The sequence below is a fragment of the Agrobacterium sp. ST15.13.015 genome (genome assembly GCF_027871645.1).
Taxonomy (GTDB): Bacteria; Pseudomonadota; Alphaproteobacteria; order Rhizobiales; family Rhizobiaceae; genus Agrobacterium; species Agrobacterium leguminum.
The window spans coordinates 158,094-173,159 of the sequence record NZ_JAQAHF010000011.1; the positions used below are offsets into that span (position 1 = coordinate 158,094).

Below are 15,066 nucleotides of genomic sequence, written 5' to 3' on the forward strand. Positions count from 1 at the left end.
CATGGACGCCACCATCTATCACAACCCGTCCTGCGGGACGTCGCGCAACACGCTGGCGCTGATCCGCGCGGCAGGAATCGAGCCGACCGTAATCGAATATCTGCGGGAACCGCCGACACGCGAGAATCTCGCAAGAATGATTGCGGATGCGGGCCTGTCGGTGCGCGAGGCCATGCGCGGGAAGGGGACGCCCTATACCCAGCTCGGTCTCGATAATCCGGACCTGACTGACGACCAGTTGCTCGATGCGATGATGGAAACGCCGATCCTCATCAATCGCCCCTTTGTCGTAACACCGCTCGGCACCAGGCTCGCCCGTCCTTCAGAGGTCGTGCTGGATATTCTGCCGGACGCTTTCAAAGGGCCATTCTTCAAGGAGGATGGCGAGCAGGTTCTCGATAATGAAGGAAAGCGCATTGTCTGACAGATTTCCCGCGTTACAGGCGCATCACCTGCACAGCATTGACCCGGAGGCTCTGCGTCCGGCGTTTTCGACCCATAAACCACGCATCCTGATCCTTTATGGCTCGCTGCGCGAGGTGTCCTATAGCCGTCTGCTGGCATTCGAGGCTGGGCGGCTGCTCGAACGGCTCGGTTGCGAGGTTCGAATATTCGATCCGAAGGGCCTGCCTTTGCCCGATGAAGCGCCGGCCAGCCATGCCAAGGTGCAGGAACTGCGTGAACTTTCAGAATGGTCGGAAGGACAGGTCTGGGTAAGCCCGGAACGTCATGGCGCAATGACCGGCATCATGAAGTCGCAGATCGACTGGATTCCTCTTGCAATCGGTTCTGTACGGCCGACACAGGGCAAGACGCTCGCCGTCATGGAAGTGTCCGGCGGCAGCCAGTCCTTCAACGCCGTGAACCAGATGCGAATTCTCGGCCGATGGATGCGGATGATCACCATTCCCAACCAGTCCTCGGTGGCAAGGGCGTATCAGGAGTTCGACGCGGAAGGCCGGATGAAGCCGTCATCCTATTATGACCGTGTCGTGGATGTCTGTGAGGAACTGGTAAAATTCACGCTGCTGACGCGTGACGCTTCCAGCTATCTCACAGATCGATATAGCGAACGCAAAGAGTTGGCAGATGAACTTGAGAAACGTGTTTCGCTAAAATCAATCTGACAGGGTGAGTTCAGTTCAACGTTTCGTGCTTTTCAATTCCGGAACCATATGATCAGTTCGATTGTGGTGGGAAAAGATATACGCAGGGTTTCGAGGCGTTGAACCAGCCATGGCTCGATTTTTCGGCGACATATGTAATGAGCAAGAGCCGTAAAAATCCGGTACTACATCATCGAATAAGTTCCATAATCTATCTTATGCGATCTAAATGGGGAATTTCGTGAACATCTGAAAGGGATCGTTCATGAAAGGTATCGTTTCCGTTCTCGTGAAACCGATTGGAGCGCGTCTTGGCGCTCTCGCCGCTGGCGCGGTTTCCGGCCTTGCAATCACTGACCCGGTGATTGCTTCCCGCGTTGAAGCGTGGGTTTTGGCCGGTGTCCTGTTGGCTGCTGATCTCGTTGGCAGCTATTTCAGGTCCAAGACACAGGAGGGTCGTTAATTCATTTCAGCGCTTATTGGCGGCGCGTTATCTCTTTTCGGCGCTAGCTCGAAAAAGAAAGCCGCTCAGCGTCAAGCGCAGCAGCAGTTCGAGAACGAAATTGCTGCAATGGAGCTTCAACGAAAATGGGATTTGGAAGATCGCGATGAAGCGCGGGAGTATTCCCGTGATGTCTACAAAAATCTCGTGATCGATGCGGAGGAAGCAGGGTTTAACCCCCTGACGGCTCTCCGCAATGGCGGCGGCGCAAATTACAATGCTGCTGCTGCCTTCGCTCCCCTCTCCCGCAAGGCTCCTGTCAAGCAAGCCGTTGGCGGCTCTGTTGCGGGTGACGCGTTTGACGCGCTCGGGGACTTCATCACCGACTTTGATCCGTTCAAGGATCAGAAACGCGAGCAGGAATATCGGCTGATTGAAAGCCAGATTTCCGCGCTCAATGCGTCGGCGCTCTCTGGCGCTCCCCGTGGTACCGCCTCGTATGCAACGGGCGGTCTTGAGCGGCGTGTGTCCGGTCAAGGCGGTGCTCTTGCGCAACGCAAGGGTAATGCCCCGGGTGAAGGCACCATTGTTGGTGGTGATGATCCTTCTGTTTCATCGTTCGGTTGGAACGATGGAAAGTATGGCTATTTCCATGCGCCATGGATGCCAGACGCGGAAGTGAATGAGAAGATTAACGGCGATAACGAAGCGGTATCGCTGCTCTATTCAGTCGGGAAAGTCGCGAACGATTGGGGGTATTCCCTCTATCGCAATGCCAAGTCTGGTTGGGGTGACGCGTCTGATGCTTGGCAAAGAGCCAAGCGGAAAGCGGAGCGTACTGCGGCACCGCAGACGCGGCATCAGGCGGACCCCGGTTCGTGGATGGATTTCGCGCCTAAGGCGCCGAAAGTCAGGTGGTGAGAATGCCGCCTATTATTCCGGTGAGTAGGCTTACCGCGAAAATCGTTCCGACAATCCGCACTGTCCAGATGAAGAGCCATGCGGCGAGGTCAAGTGCCTTCGACTGAATAGGGGTCATTTAATGCCTTCTCCAAAGAAACGTTGTCGCACCTGTAGGCGTGCGGCGGTGACGGTAAAGAAAGTTTTCAAAAGGTTCAAGAAAGGAACCCGGAAATGACAGGACCAAATTCTATTGCGAATAACCGGACGCGGACGCAACCGCTTGTTGCTCCCCGCACTATGCGCCGTCAGGGCGCTCCGGTTCTGACGTCCCTCCCCGCTGGCAAGATGGTGCCGATTTCGGCCTATCCGATCCTGCGCGAAGATGCGATCCGTTCCGGTCGCCTCCGCTTTTCCTTCGAACAGATGGAAACAGCGGAAGTCCTCATGAACGCGACGAAAGTCCGGGTCATGGCCTATTTTGTCCCGATGCTGGCGCTCGACCGGTTCAACGGGTCGATTGACCAGCTCAACCTTTCCTATGAAGGAAAACCGCCGTTGGACGGCGCGCCGCTCGTCCCCTATATCGAGCGGCAGGCCTTTGGCGCCCATGGCGCCAATCAGGTTTACAAGTATCTCGGCCTGCATGGTCAGCCGACGCAACTGGTGAACACGGCCTATCTTGAGGCCTATAACCAAATCTGGAATTTCCGGGCGAAGAACCGGTCGCCGGATTTGACGTTGCGCAACCGTCTGGATACGTCCCTCGCCCCGGCCTTCTGGGCGCATGAGCGGTTTTCGCACATGGTGCCGGACTTCGATCAGGCCGTCATTGACGGCGAAGTGCCGCTCAATATCGTTGCGTCCCACCTCCCCCTCGTGACCGGCCAGCCTGGCAACAATGTCCCGGTTGGCGCTTATGGCGTTCCGAAGGTTCAGCTTCGGATGAACGGCGGTGCGAACCATGACCTCGTGACGACGCCGACAAACGATTTCCTCTTGGCTGGTGGCGCTGGCCCCGGTCAGACGGTGGTCGATTTCGTCGGCCTCAAGGCCAGCCTCGCCGGTGTCTTTGCGGAGATGCAGGAAAACGGCGTTACGGTGTCGCTCTCGAATATCGAGATGGCCCGCAAAACACAGGCCTTTGCGAAACTGCGACAGCAGTACAACCAGCATGAGGAATGGGTCGTCAATCTTCTGATGGACGCGATTTCCATTCCCGATCAGGCGTTTAAGCAACCCATGCTTCTGGCGGATCGGCAGACGATCTTCGGGCAGTCTAAACGCTATGCGTCGGACGCCGGCAACCTTACGGAGAGCGTCGTCAACGGTATGACCGGTGTCGATATGTCGATCCAGCTTCCGCGTGTCGGTGTCGGCGGTATCGTCATGATCGTGGCGGAAATTACGCCCGATCAGCTTTTCGAGCGGCAGGAGGACCCCTTCCTGTCTGCGGCGTCGGTGGATGATCTGCCGCAGTACCTGCGCGACACACTCGATCCTGAAAAGGTCGATGTTGTTAAGAACAGCCGTATCGATGCGTCGCACGCAAACCCGAATGGTACGTTTGCGTATGAGCCGCTCAACGCCAAGTGGAATATCGATGCGCCGCGCGTCGGCGGCGATTTTTATCGCCCCACGGTGAATACCGGCTTCGATGAAAAGCGTCAGCGTATTTGGGCCGTCGAAACGCTCAACCCGACGCTTTCGACGGACTTCTATCTGTGCACGAACATGCACACGAAGCCGTTCGTTATGACCAATCAGGACCCCTTCGAAGTCGTCCAGCAGGGCGATCTTTATATCGAGGGCAACACTGTGTTGGGCGGCCATCTCATCGAGGCCACGGACGATTACGAAAAAGTCATGGCCGTTGCTCCGCAAGGCCGCATTGAGAAGGGCGCATAATATGGTTGTGAAACTCAACAGTCTTTCGCGTTGGTTGTCGCTGGACAGCACGAAAGCCATTCTTTTCAGCGGCACGGCGGATGCCGAAAGGTGTGTGCGCATTCAGTTTAATCTGGAGGCCGTCACGACCTTTTACATCGGCAAAGATGAGGCAGATGCGGACCTGCTCTGCACCATCGGGCCGGGACAGGAGACGGTGGAGTTCTACGCCCGTGGCGATTTCTACGTGTTCGCGGAGAAGGACGCCGGAATGGTCAAGTACCAGTCGGCGGATCTCGAACCCACCTTCTCTGAGGTGGTCGATCCGGTGATTTTCACCAAGATCGCCAACCGCCGCCATCGCAATCCGGAACTTGAAGAAATGATGTTCCGAATGAACCAGAACCTCGAACGTCGCCTTGCTGCGCAGGCGCACGAGTTCGAAGCCGCGCTGGAGCGTCGGCGTATGGAGGAAGAAAATGGCAGACCTGCAGAAACCGTCATCTCCAACGCTCCGGGAGCGGCTTCTAGCGCTGCTAGCGGAGAAGTACCAGCACAAGGCGCAGGCGGTGAAAAATCCGGCGAAACTGCCCCTGGCCCGGATGCAGGCGAACAGTCGAGCGGTTCCACAGGTGGACAGGCCGGAGTTAACGCCGCATCTTGAGAGCGGCGGTTTCGCCACTGAACTGAGGGGGATGGTCGACAGACCATTCCTTTCCTCGGAACGGTACAAGGAACAACAGGCCCGCGCTGTTCGCAAGGGTGCTGACGTTGATATCCTTGAGTTTGAGCGGAAGCTTATATTGCGTTTCGCCAAGCTTGGCGTTCCTCTGTTCGCGCATGGTGTTATGCGGGACGACGCTGAGCAAAACCGGCTTTTTGTCAAAGGCTTGAGCAAGGCGAAAGCGGGTCAAAGTCCTCATGGCTTCGGTTATGCTGTGGACATTATCCACAGCACGAAGGCTTGGGACCTTACCCGTAAGCAATGGGAGCTTATCGCGCACGTAGCCGATGAAGTGGCTCGTGCGATGGGTATCATGCTCAAATGGGGCGGTGAATGGGATGGCGACGTTGAAACGTCCGCCGACCGATGGGACCCCGCCCATTTTGAAATAATGAACTGGAAGGCCCGTAGGGTCTGCGAACATTCATATGTTCGTTACAACCGCGAGGTTGACGGGACTGTTAACCCCGTCACAACCAAACGGTGTGTTCATTGTGGGTTTCAGGGCTTTCAGTCCTGAGCGTTTAAGCCTCTTTGGCGTTTGAAAAGCGTGTCCGCCGCTAGCTCGGCGGGCGCGTAGCCGTGCCTACCTACCTCCCGGAATGGGTCAATGCTTGGAGGGAGGTAGGTAGGCGCGGCGTTTCACCTTCCCTTGGTAATAGGTGCATTTAGTGACAGGACACGAAAACTCATGTGTTTGAACCCCGTAAAAATCAGCGATGTCGGCGTCGTGGCCTGTCGCGAATGCTGGCAATGCCGGGAGACCAAAGTTGATGATTGGGTCGGACGGAACATTGCCGAAAGTAAGACTGCAACAGCCTCGCATGTCGTAACCCTGACCTATGGGCAGGATCGCACAACGGGCGATATCGATCATATCCGCGCTGCTGTGCTGACTTACTCCGATGTGCAAAAGTACCTGAAGTATCTTCGCACCGATGGGTTTCCCGTTCGGTATTTCGTCGTCGGCGAATATGGCTCCATGAAGGGCCGCGCTCATTGGCACATTATCTTGTACTGGCAAGGGCCTGTCCCTGACCATGTACTCAGAGAAAACTTCATGCAAAAGCACTGGCCTCATGGCTGGTCCTATTGGGACAAGTGCTCACCGGAAGCAATCCGGTATGCATGTAAGTATCTTCTCAAAGACCCTGCGGACGAAGAACAGCAGGGTTGGGGGCCTATGCCCTCCAAAAAACCGCCGCTAGGCCATTATTACTTTCGGCAGTTGGCGGAGCAATATCTCGAACAAGGTCTCTCTCCGCAGAACCTGTTCTATAGCTTCCCCGATGTGCGCCGCGTCCCTAGGACCACGCGCGCCAAAACGCAAAAGCAGTTTCGGGAAGCGGCCAAGCCGGTTCAGTTTCACATGACCGGGAAAACGGCGGAAAACTTCCTGCAATATTTCATCGACATTTGGGATGAAAAGCATGGTGATCTCCCTCCTCGGAGTGAGATCATTTGGGATTTCCTCGATACCGGCGCGACGCCGGTTTACGATGAATTTCTTTATTCGGAGCATCGCTCCAAGGGGCCTGTCCCCGTCGCCCCGCCATTTGAAGGGGCAATTGTGCAGTTTTGCGAGAAAGCAAACTGCTACTTCACCGCCACGGCGGGTGTCCGGCTGTGGTTCTCGATCGATGAAGAGGGAGATGCCGGATGGCACGTAAAAATAAAGCCAAAAAGTCACAACCCGTACGAGACAGAACGCCTTTGGCGTCTCGCAGGGTTTCAAACCCACGTCCCGACAGTCCCCGATCTGTAGGGCCTGCTCTCGCCGTTACGGTGAGGCGTGTAGCGGAACCAGCCCTTCGGGCTTCGGTGAAGCTGAAAACGCCCAGGACGAAATATGTCGATGTGAAACCGTCGATATCGGACCGTCCACCATCTGGCTATGCTGCGCCCGTCGCTGCTAAGGCCAAAAAACCAGTCATCACGGAGAAACACCGCCAGCAATCAAAACTTAATCTGTCGCCTACACCTGAGCCTGACGCAAGGAAGTCGTCTGAAAAGGCGCGCGAAAACAATGTGTGTAAGAAGCGACCAGATAGCAAAAAAGCTGCCCGCTCTAAGGGCGGCGGCGGTGGTCGAAAACAGTTCGTTCCGTGGTGTTAATAAAGTGTTTGAAAGTTCATTATAATGGTTGACGAGTTACCCCAAATCAGTTCACACAGATTATGTAACGTGGGTTACTCAAGTGTATGAAAATACACTGTCACTAAACTACTGAAATTCCCTATTCTATCTTATGCGATCATTCTTTGTAGCCGCAAAGTTAGAATGTCCTGTTTCTGCAAAGTTGGAATGTCACACTCCCCGGGTCTGATTGGCATCTGGGAGATTGCGGATGGGATTGATTACGATGAGCGCGCGCGACCTGCAAAGAATCGAGGTGCTGTCCAAAGTCGTGGATGGCCGCATGAGCATTGTTGCAGCAGCCCATGTACTGGCGATCAGCACGCGCCACGTCCAAAGGTTGGTCGATCGAATTGAGCATACCGGCGCTGGCTCGATCAGACATAAAGCGATCGGTCGACCGTCCAACAATAAAATAGCCAGCGGCGTCCGTGATTACGTTTTGATGCTGGTGCGTGAACGCTACCTTGATTTCGGACCTACGTTCGCGGCCGAGAAGCTTCAGGAAGAGCATGGCGTCACAGTCTCGCGTGAGACGCTGCGCAAATGGATGCAGGATGCCGGCATATGGCTTTCGAGAAAGCAGCGGCGAACGTTTCATCAGCCGCGGTTGCGGCGTGAGGCCTATGGCGAGTTGGTGCAGATCGACGGGTCGGAGCATCGCTGGTTCGAGGATCGTGGTCCGGCCTGCTCTCTACTGGTATTCGTTGACGACGCGACCGGTAAGCTGATGCAGCTCCGGTTTGTTCGATCTGAGAGCGCCTTTACCTACTTCGAGGCATTGGCGCTTTACCTCAAAGAGCATGGCGCACCGATTGCCTTCTATTCCGACAAGCATTCGGTCTTTCGGGTGGCAAAGAAAGACCCCAAGGGCGGCCAAGGCATGACGCAGTTCGGCCGAGCGTTATCAGAGCTGCACATCGAGATCCTCTGCGCCAATTCCAGCCAGGCCAAGGGCCGCGTCGAGCGCATGAACCGAACGCTTCAAGATCGACTCGTCAAAGAATTACGGCTGGCCAAGATCAGCGGCATGGAAGCCGGGAATGCCTTCCTGCCGACATTCATCTCCCAATATAATGATCGTTTTGCGGTGGCCCCTGCCCGTTCCGACAACCTTCATCAACCTGTCAACATGACAGCAAGCAGGTTGAAGGATGTTCTCTGCAAACGTGAGGAGAGATATGTCGGCGCGCAGCTGACATTCTCTTACGAACGTAAACGCATCATACTCGAAGATAACGACGTCACGCGCGGCTTAGTCGGAAAGTATGTCGAGACGTATGCCTACGCCGATGGTCGCCTGGATATCAGATGGAAAGGTCACTCATTACTTTACAGGACCTTCGACAAGGACCAGAGCGTGACGCATGCGGCGGTCGTAGAGAACAAGCGTCTCGGTGATGTGCTGGCGTACATAAAAGAGCAGCAGGATAAACACCACGTCAGGAAGCCGAAGACCAACAGCACCAAGAATAACTATAAGCCAACAGGTCGCAAACCCGGTCGGCGGACGGATTTCATGAACGATCCCGAAGTCATAGCGAGACGGCAAAACGCTCTCGCCAGAATGGACGCGGCTGAATAAGGGCCGCTATTGGCCCCAAGCGGACTTTAGACCTCGAATGGCATCGGCTGCCATGATCCTCGAAACGGAAAATCGGGTGGGTCAAGTCGCCAAGTTTCGCCGTTCTGAAACTGAATTTCGCGGCAACCGTATTTCAACTGATCGACAGTCAGGCTCTGCGGCTTCTCAATACAGCCGCCGCTGGCGATGACGGCATCCAGCCAGCTACTGAAACGTTCATACTCACTTGGACTTCCGAAGCCGTGAATCTCGAACAGTTCGACGCTCAGGACCGATTGTGTCATGCCCAACATCCTTCTTCCTGTTCTGGATGTTACATCCCGTAACACGGCGTCTGGAAAATAAAAGAAATTTCCGCGAATTGGTCAATGTCTCCTGTTGGCGCGAAGCAGCCGTGATGCTGAGAAAGCTAAAGCCGAAGGGGAGTGTCATCACCCGCCCCCTCCCTGACCTTGCAACCCGGCCCAGCCGGTCCGGTCGGGGGCTGACCGTCAGAGCAAGGAGGCGGTCAGTGTCGCATTTCTAACGGGCTGCGAGAGCGGCAGACGACATTTTAACTTTGCGCAATGCGCGACATTCCAACCTTGCTGCCACAGTTATTGTAAGGGGGTACATTCTATTTCCAAGTGCGACATGCCAATGATTTCAATGGCTTCACTTTGGAGATTTTGGCATGTCCCGATGCTATACGCAGATCACCCTTGCCGATCGCCGCCGTCTTCATCATCTGGTGGCGGCAAAGGTTCCCGTCAACGAGATGGCGCGTCAGCTTGGCCGTCATCGCTCGACCATTTACCGTGAGATCAAGCGCAACACGTTTCATGACCGTGAACTGCCAGATTATGACGGCTACTACAGCACGGTTGCTCACGACAAGCGAGACCATTTATTCACGCACTTAAAAGCTTGCGTGCATGTGCCGTTGCTTGATCGAGGCGGATGCGGCTCTTTCCTTGACCCAGTTCATGTCGATACGTAGCAAGCGAAAAGCTAGAGAATTCGGAAACAGCTTTCATCTTTGTCGTTCGTGGAACTTCGAATTCAACAACCAAACTGTCGTCCACCAGCACCGTATAAAGGTCCTCACCTTGTTCCGGTATGTGCCTCAAAATCTGAAAAACAAAACCGCGCACGCCGTGCTCAGACATGAGAGCAACTAACTCGGCATCGCTCATCTCTCGGTCTGGCTGCAAAACGTAGGTGCTATACCTATCATTGAGGCGCTGCGGTGACATATCGTTCCCTCGGTGTAGTGAAGATATAGCAGCATTCAGTTCGCGACGACAACGACGAGTTTTTCAACACTATCGGCGCAAAGGTGCCCTCGCGACTGAGGAAGCTAAAGCCGAAGAGGAGCTTCATCACCCGCCCCCTCCCTACCCTTGCAACCCCGGCCAGCCGGTCCGGTCGGGGGCTGATTGTCGGAGCCAGTGTCGCGTTTCTAACGGGCCAGCGGCGTCGCATCTCTAACCAGCTTTGACAGTTATAACATTACTTTGCGCTTTGTCTTCACCTAGTGCTACGGCTACTTTTGGCCCGTTGCGGACATCCTGGTCCTGCCCTGAGACTCAGCCTTCTTCTACCTGCATCAACTCGATCCGATTCCCAAACGGATCGTTGACGTATCGACGGAGGAAGCCGTCAAGCGGCTGGTCCTGCACGGTCTGGTATCCTGCAGCCTCTAACACGGCACACAGGGCCTCAAGGTCATCGACGATAAAGGCAGGGTGAGCCTTTTTCGCCGGAACGAACGCTGGATCGATGCCAAGATGCACACGTATCTCGTTGCACTCGAACCAACAGCCCCCTCGTGCAGCCAGTTGAGCTGGCTTGACGACTTCGGCCATCCCGAGCAGGTCACCGTAGAAACGCCGTGCATTGTTTTCCTGTCCGGCTGGGATAGCAAGCTGTATGTGGTCGATCTTTCTCAGCGTCATTTCTTCGCGTCCAGCCCTAGCACATTCATTAGGTAGCATGCGCCTGCGCAATTGTCAGCATTGACGCAAACCTACCGAGGTGGGTGGCGCAAAGCAGTCGCTGCGACTGAGGAAGCTAAAGCCGAAGGAGTAATCCGTCACCCGCCCCCGCCCTTCCGTAGCAACCGGGAGAGCCGGTCCGGTCGGGGGCTGATCCGTGGTGCCAGTGTCGCATTTCTAACGGGCCAGCGGCGTCGCATCTCTAATCAGCTTTGACATTCTTCTGGATTGAAACCGTCCCCCCTTAAGGATGTTTGCCCTGCGCATAGTCACTGGTATCCTCCGTTTCCGATAGCCGCTAACAGGCGCAAAATCCGTCCGTCGACGTCGGTGGAAACGGAAAGAATGGGCGGGTCACCAGACGTTGCAGAAAAGTCGCATCGTAACGGCTTTCGGCCTTTTCGGCGCGCTGGATGACTCTGCCTCGGAACGATCATTTGTTATTGTCGCGGCCGAAGAGCATTGGCGCATCGAGGTAGACTTTGCCTAAGTAAATACCGGTCTCAATCCAGTTTCACCCGTATTGCCGGATGGCCGCAGGCTGTCGGCGTATGATCATGTTCATCGGGTGGTGGCAAGAGACCGGTTTGGCATTGTTACAATGTGCCCTGCGCAGCGCCGCTGTCTCAGCTCTTCACCACCCCAGAACACCGCCATGCCGTTCCCGTAAGGGTTTTCTCCTGCACCATCTTGGTGGACTTCCGAATGGAAGACCAAGAGAGTATGTGCAATTTACTTCGGGTCCAATGGACCATTACGCCACGAACGGCGCCCCAGCCCTGGCTTGCATGCATCGGATGCGGTGGCCTAAGGGCATTTCAGGCAAGCGGCAAGATCCGGCTCAATGCCAATGGCCGCAAGCTGGACGCCTGGCTTATCTATAGATGCATAATCTGCGACAAGAGCTGGAACAGGCCGATTTTCGAGCGGCAGAATGTCCGGGACATAAGCCCTGCGGTTCTCGAAGCGCTGCAGTCCAACGATCCGCAATGGATAAGGGCGGAGACCTTCAACCTCGAAGCCTTGAGACGTAAATCGCAGCGCGTCGACGAGTTTCCCGAATTCAATATCGCGAAACAGATAAGGGATGAACCTCCCGACTGGGCCATGGCGGAGATTGATCTCACGGTTCCTTTTCAGGCCGGCATACGCCTTGATCGTCTGCTGGCGTCTGAACTCGGGCTTTCGCGGTCGATGCTGCAGAAGCTTCAGGATGATGGTTCGCTTCGGGCGCAGTCCGAACATTCCGATCTTTTGCGGCGGCGGGTTAAAAACGGCACCCGGATTGTGATCGCGCGCTGCGGCGGCTTCGATCCGGTGCATTTGTGGAAACCCGTCACGGCGGATTTCTAACGGCATGGCAAGGGCCTTAAGGTTCAGGCCCTCGCTTGCGGCATCGTTAAAACCGAAGAACCTCTGCTCCGCCTCAGGCGAGCGCCTCCTTCACCGCGGCGAGACCGCGGCGCAGGAACGGATCGGAATGGATGTAGAAGAATTGCACGCCACGCTTCCGCCAGTGCGGCATTTCTTCCAATGTCGCGAGCGTCCCCACGATTTTTCCGGCTGCGCGTATCTTGTCGACAGCAATGGCGACCTTCTGCATCACCACCTCCGGCGCGGCTCGCCGAATGGCGGCGCGGAACGTCGTCGTGTTTTCGGTAGAGGCTCAGGCGGCGGCGCTCTTTCGACGGGACACCCAGATCAACACCGTCAATGCGGTAAAAGACAGTGCGGCGCCTGCCAGGAAGGTGCCGAAGGAACCGTGGAGGTCCCACAGCAAGCCGGCGATGACATTGCCGACCAGTACCGCGAGACCCGTCATCAGATTGAAAACGCCGAAGGCCGTTCCCTTGAGATGTGGCGGCGCCGTTTCCGCAATCAGGGCTGCAAGCAGACCCTGCGACAGACCCATATGCAAGCCCCACAGAAGAATGCCGAACAGGAACAGCGGAATGGAATTGGCAAAAGCGAGCGTCAGATAGGAGGCCACCAGCACGACCATGCTCGCCGCGATAATCCCTGAGCGGCCGATCCTGTCCGAAAGCCGGCCGGCGGGATAGGCTGTCAGGCCATAGACGGCATGCATGATGACCATCGTGATCGGTATCCATGCCGGCCGGAAGCCTGCCTCTTCGGATTTCAGCAACAGGAATGCTTCGCTGAAACGGGCGAAGGTCAGGAGCGACGCCGCGATGATGACGATCCAGACCGCCCGATTGAGTTTCGCAAAATCGGCGAGCCGGAATGGCTTTTCGGCTTTCGGTCTTGCGGGCGCATCCGGTTCCGTCACACCGGCGATGAGAATGAACACCGCAAGGAAAGCGGGAATGACCGCGATCCAGAAAATGGCGAGTACATTTTCGCTGAGCGCGAACATCAGCCCGATGGCCGCCAGCGGCCCGAGGAAGCCGCCGACCGTATCGAGCGACTTTCTAAGCCCGAATGCGGCGCCACGAATTTCAGGCGGCGTCACATCGGCAATAAGGGCATCGCGCGGCGTTCCGCGAATGCCCTTTCCGACCCGGTCCACCGCCTTGGCGGCGACGATCCAGCCAAGCGAGGTGGCAAAGGGAAAAGCGAGTTTCGAGATTGCGCCGAGACCGTATCCAACCACGGCGAGCATTTTCCGCCGCCTCGTCCAGTCCGCGATAATCCCGGAAAACAGCTTGGTCGTGGTGGCGATGGCAACCGACATTCCCTCGATGAAACCGACAGTGACCGCGGAAGCGCCGAGACCGGAAACGAGATAATAGGGCAGCAGCGTCTGCACCATTTCCGAAGAAATATCCATCAGAAGGCTAACGATGCCGAGCACCCAGACCGTCGCTGGAATGCGTGCCCGAACCGTCGCGGAAACAGGCGCAGAAGAAGTCGTCATGATGGCCCCCCGATCGTCTCTGGAATAATCATGTCCTCCTGAAACAATCAACCGGGCCGATATCGCGCAACCGCGACAAACAGGGGAAATCAGGGCCATCAAATCTCTGTGGGGCTGAAGCAAATACCGCCGAAGCCCGATGAAAGGGCTGGCCATTTCATGCAAAAACTCTAAGCTCCAGCGCCGGACACGGATTGCCGAGAACCATCAGTTTTCAGTTCAAATCATTAGGGAGAAAACATCAGATGAGCCTGCGTATCAACGACATAGCACCAGACTTCACCGCCGAGACCACCCATGGTCCGGTGAGCTTTCACGACTGGATCGGCGACGGCTGGGCGGTCCTGTTTTCGCATCCGAAGAACTTCACCCCCGTCTGCACGACGGAACTCGGCGCGATGGGTGGCCTGCAGCCGGAATTCGAAAAGCGTGGCGTCAAGATCATCGGTATTTCGGTCGATCCGGTCGAAAGCCATGAAAAATGGAAGAACGATATTCGCACCGCGACCGGTTTCAACGTCGATTATCCGCTGATCGGCGACAAGGACCTGAAGGTAGCAAAGCTTTACGACATGCTGCCGGCCGGCGCTGGCGACAGTTCCGAAGGCCGCACGCCTGCCGATAACGCCACCGTGCGCTCCGTCTTCGTCATCGGTCCCGACAAGAAGATCAAGCTGGTCCTCACCTACCCCATGACCACCGGACGCAACTTCGAGGAAATTCTTCGCGCGATCGATTCCATCCAGCTCACCTCCAAACATCAGGTGGCGACACCGGCCAACTGGAAGCAGGGTGAAGATGTCATCATCACCGCCGCCGTTTCCAATGAAGATGCGATTGCCCGTTTCGGCTCCTACGACACGGTTCTTCCCTATCTGCGCAAGACCAAGCAGCCCGGCTGATTTGAAGCCTATGATGGGGCGGTGAAACATCATCGTCCCATCCCGCCGCATCTCTCATGGCTTTATGATCCCGCCGTGATAATCAAGCCGGTACGTCTCGACATGGCCTCGGTAAATGCGCTCGATCCCGGTGAAGGACCGGAATTCGCCTTCATTCGTATCGACATAGACCAGATTTTCCACCGGGTTGGTGAAGCCGCCAAGGAACCGGCCCTGACGATAGAGCGTGGAAAGCGACCGCTGAATGACCATGCCGGCCGTGGAGCCGTCGATCATGTCGGGCCGGAGGATGCGACCGTAATAACTCATCGTCCACACCGCCGTTCCCTGATGCCAGACAACCTCCTGGCCGATGAAATCGGCTCCCCCGAAATAGCTGTCGATATAGTGCAAGTCGCCGCTCTGATACCCGAGATCGTGCGATCCCTTGAGGGTGGGCGTCGCGGATTTGCTGCCGCCGCCGACATAGGTGGCGGACTTCGCCTGCACGATGAACTCTTCCAGCATGGGAAACCTTTCGGGATAAGAAC

17 protein-coding genes and 2 pseudogenes are annotated in these 15,066 nt (G+C 56.1%); 12 read left to right on the forward strand and 7 right to left on the reverse strand.

Annotated elements, in window-relative coordinates:
• Position 1: 1 nt before the first annotated feature.
• The 4 genes from arsC to PIB16_RS18125 all read left to right on the forward strand — a co-directional run bounded on the left by arsC (position 2) and on the right by PIB16_RS18125 (position 2,469).
• Positions 2 to 424, forward strand: a complete 423-nt coding sequence (gene arsC, locus PIB16_RS18110) for an arsenate reductase (glutaredoxin) (protein ID WP_271046104.1) — start codon at positions 2 to 4, stop codon at positions 422 to 424.
• Positions 399 to 1,127 carry an arsenical resistance protein ArsH gene (arsH, locus tag PIB16_RS18115; protein WP_246666974.1) on the forward strand — a complete coding sequence of 243 codons (729 nt, stop codon included), beginning with the start codon at positions 399 to 401 and terminating at the stop codon, positions 1,125 to 1,127. The genes arsC and arsH overlap by 26 nt, the downstream gene beginning before the upstream one ends.
• Before the next feature lie 244 nt (positions 1,128 to 1,371).
• On the forward strand, positions 1,372 to 1,569 hold the full coding sequence (locus PIB16_RS18120) for a hypothetical protein (protein ID WP_271046105.1): 198 nt from the start codon (positions 1,372 to 1,374) through the stop codon (positions 1,567 to 1,569).
• Between the two features lie 108 nt (positions 1,570 to 1,677).
• Entirely contained in the window at positions 1,678 to 2,469 is a 792-nt protein-coding gene (locus tag PIB16_RS18125; protein WP_271046106.1) for a hypothetical protein, read from the forward strand.
• Here PIB16_RS18125 and PIB16_RS18130 read toward each other — a convergent pair.
• A complete protein-coding gene (locus tag PIB16_RS18130; protein WP_271046107.1) occupies positions 2,459 to 2,587 on the reverse strand; it encodes a hypothetical protein in 129 nt (42 codons plus the stop codon). The genes PIB16_RS18125 and PIB16_RS18130 overlap by 11 nt on opposite strands.
• A gap of 95 nt (positions 2,588 to 2,682) precedes the next feature.
• On the opposite strand from PIB16_RS18130, the gene PIB16_RS18135 reads away from it, so the two are divergent.
• The 5 genes from PIB16_RS18135 (at position 2,683) to PIB16_RS18155 (ending at position 8,780) form a co-directional block, all read left to right on the forward strand.
• Positions 2,683 to 4,356, forward strand: a complete 1,674-nt coding sequence (locus tag PIB16_RS18135; RefSeq protein ID WP_271046108.1) for a hypothetical protein — start codon at positions 2,683 to 2,685, stop codon at positions 4,354 to 4,356.
• 1 nt (position 4,357) lies between these two features.
• On the forward strand, positions 4,358 to 4,999 hold the full coding sequence (locus tag PIB16_RS18140) for a hypothetical protein (RefSeq protein WP_271046109.1): 642 nt from the start codon (positions 4,358 to 4,360) through the stop codon (positions 4,997 to 4,999).
• Between the two features lie 184 nt (positions 5,000 to 5,183).
• Positions 5,184 to 5,579, forward strand: coding sequence for a M15 family metallopeptidase (locus PIB16_RS26780; RefSeq protein WP_442866789.1), 396 nt, complete (start codon positions 5,184 to 5,186; stop codon positions 5,577 to 5,579).
• A gap of 171 nt (positions 5,580 to 5,750) precedes the next feature.
• Complete coding sequence (locus PIB16_RS18150) at positions 5,751 to 6,824, forward strand: rolling circle replication-associated protein (RefSeq protein ID WP_271046111.1); 1,074 nt, start codon at positions 5,751 to 5,753, stop codon at positions 6,822 to 6,824.
• Positions 6,825 to 7,406: 582 nt separating this feature from the next.
• Positions 7,407 to 8,780, forward strand: coding sequence for an ISNCY family transposase (locus PIB16_RS18155; RefSeq protein WP_271046112.1), 1,374 nt, complete (start codon positions 7,407 to 7,409; stop codon positions 8,778 to 8,780).
• A 26-nt stretch (positions 8,781 to 8,806) separates the two neighbouring features.
• Here the strand turns inward: PIB16_RS18155 and PIB16_RS18160 are convergent, their stop codons facing one another.
• Complete coding sequence (locus tag PIB16_RS18160) at positions 8,807 to 9,064, reverse strand: hypothetical protein (protein WP_142845890.1); 258 nt, start codon at positions 9,062 to 9,064, stop codon at positions 8,807 to 8,809.
• A 389-nt stretch (positions 9,065 to 9,453) separates the two neighbouring features.
• On the opposite strand from PIB16_RS18160, the pseudogene PIB16_RS18165 reads away from it, so the two are divergent.
• A pseudogene (locus PIB16_RS18165) lies at positions 9,454 to 9,654 on the forward strand (helix-turn-helix domain-containing protein); the annotation flags it as partial.
• A 16-nt stretch (positions 9,655 to 9,670) separates the two neighbouring features.
• Here the strand turns inward: PIB16_RS18165 and PIB16_RS18170 are convergent.
• Both PIB16_RS18170 and PIB16_RS18175 read right to left on the reverse strand, forming a co-directional pair.
• Positions 9,671 to 9,955 (reverse strand): hypothetical protein, encoded by a 285-nt coding sequence (locus PIB16_RS18170; protein WP_271046139.1) that lies wholly within the window; start codon positions 9,953 to 9,955, stop codon positions 9,671 to 9,673.
• Between the two features lie 393 nt (positions 9,956 to 10,348).
• The gene (locus PIB16_RS18175) at positions 10,349 to 10,717 is read right to left on the reverse strand and encodes a VOC family protein (protein ID WP_271046113.1); all 369 of its coding nucleotides are present in this window, start codon (positions 10,715 to 10,717) and stop codon (positions 10,349 to 10,351) included.
• Between the two features lie 762 nt (positions 10,718 to 11,479).
• On the opposite strand from PIB16_RS18175, the gene PIB16_RS18180 reads away from it, so the two are divergent.
• Positions 11,480 to 12,109, forward strand: a complete 630-nt coding sequence (locus tag PIB16_RS18180; protein WP_271046114.1) for a DUF1062 domain-containing protein — start codon at positions 11,480 to 11,482, stop codon at positions 12,107 to 12,109.
• Positions 12,110 to 12,182: 73 nt separating this feature from the next.
• Here PIB16_RS18180 and PIB16_RS18185 read toward each other — a convergent pair.
• Together PIB16_RS18185 and PIB16_RS18190 are read right to left on the reverse strand one after the other, a co-directional pair.
• A pseudogene (locus PIB16_RS18185) lies at positions 12,183 to 12,394 on the reverse strand (HpcH/HpaI aldolase family protein); the annotation flags it as partial.
• A gap of 28 nt (positions 12,395 to 12,422) precedes the next feature.
• The gene (locus PIB16_RS18190) at positions 12,423 to 13,634 is read right to left on the reverse strand and encodes an MFS transporter (protein WP_271046115.1); all 1,212 of its coding nucleotides are present in this window, start codon (positions 13,632 to 13,634) and stop codon (positions 12,423 to 12,425) included.
• A gap of 245 nt (positions 13,635 to 13,879) precedes the next feature.
• Between PIB16_RS18190 and PIB16_RS18195 the strand changes: the two genes are divergently transcribed.
• Positions 13,880 to 14,536, forward strand: coding sequence for a peroxiredoxin (locus PIB16_RS18195; protein WP_035217366.1), 657 nt, complete (start codon positions 13,880 to 13,882; stop codon positions 14,534 to 14,536).
• Between the two features lie 54 nt (positions 14,537 to 14,590).
• On the opposite strand, the gene PIB16_RS18200 is transcribed toward PIB16_RS18195, so the two are convergent.
• The gene (locus PIB16_RS18200) at positions 14,591 to 15,043 is read right to left on the reverse strand and encodes a DUF5680 domain-containing protein (protein WP_271046116.1); all 453 of its coding nucleotides are present in this window, start codon (positions 15,041 to 15,043) and stop codon (positions 14,591 to 14,593) included.
• Between the last annotated feature and the right edge of the window lie 23 nt (positions 15,044 to 15,066).

What these genes read in the sequence shown, in the direction of transcription:
- PIB16_RS18130 (WP_271046107.1), bottom strand. Translation starts at nt 2,587, where the DNA reads ATGACCCCTATTCAGTCGAAGGCACTTGACCTCGCCGCATGGCTCTTC.
- PIB16_RS18125 (WP_271046106.1), top strand. Translation starts at nt 1,678, where the DNA reads ATGGAGCTTCAACGAAAATGGGATTTGGAAGATCGCGATGAAGCGCGG.
- PIB16_RS18140 (WP_271046109.1), top strand. Translation starts at nt 4,358, where the DNA reads ATGGTTGTGAAACTCAACAGTCTTTCGCGTTGGTTGTCGCTGGACAGC.
- arsC (WP_271046104.1), top strand. Translation starts at nt 2, where the DNA reads ATGGACGCCACCATCTATCACAACCCGTCCTGCGGGACGTCGCGCAAC.
- PIB16_RS18120 (WP_271046105.1), top strand. Translation starts at nt 1,372, where the DNA reads ATGAAAGGTATCGTTTCCGTTCTCGTGAAACCGATTGGAGCGCGTCTT.
- PIB16_RS18195 (WP_035217366.1), top strand. Translation starts at nt 13,880, where the DNA reads ATGAGCCTGCGTATCAACGACATAGCACCAGACTTCACCGCCGAGACC.
- PIB16_RS18160 (WP_142845890.1), bottom strand. Translation starts at nt 9,064, where the DNA reads ATGACACAATCGGTCCTGAGCGTCGAACTGTTCGAGATTCACGGCTTC.
- PIB16_RS18190 (WP_271046115.1), bottom strand. Translation starts at nt 13,634, where the DNA reads ATGACGACTTCTTCTGCGCCTGTTTCCGCGACGGTTCGGGCACGCATT.
- PIB16_RS18155 (WP_271046112.1), top strand. Translation starts at nt 7,407, where the DNA reads ATGGGATTGATTACGATGAGCGCGCGCGACCTGCAAAGAATCGAGGTG.
- PIB16_RS18170 (WP_271046139.1), bottom strand. Translation starts at nt 9,955, where the DNA reads ATGAGCGATGCCGAGTTAGTTGCTCTCATGTCTGAGCACGGCGTGCGC.
- PIB16_RS18150 (WP_271046111.1), top strand. Translation starts at nt 5,751, where the DNA reads ATGTGTTTGAACCCCGTAAAAATCAGCGATGTCGGCGTCGTGGCCTGT.
- PIB16_RS18135 (WP_271046108.1), top strand. Translation starts at nt 2,683, where the DNA reads ATGACAGGACCAAATTCTATTGCGAATAACCGGACGCGGACGCAACCG.
- PIB16_RS18175 (WP_271046113.1), bottom strand. Translation starts at nt 10,717, where the DNA reads ATGACGCTGAGAAAGATCGACCACATACAGCTTGCTATCCCAGCCGGA.
- PIB16_RS26780 (WP_442866789.1), top strand. Translation starts at nt 5,184, where the DNA reads ATGCGGGACGACGCTGAGCAAAACCGGCTTTTTGTCAAAGGCTTGAGC.
- PIB16_RS18200 (WP_271046116.1), bottom strand. Translation starts at nt 15,043, where the DNA reads ATGCTGGAAGAGTTCATCGTGCAGGCGAAGTCCGCCACCTATGTCGGC.
- PIB16_RS18180 (WP_271046114.1), top strand. Translation starts at nt 11,480, where the DNA reads ATGTGCAATTTACTTCGGGTCCAATGGACCATTACGCCACGAACGGCG.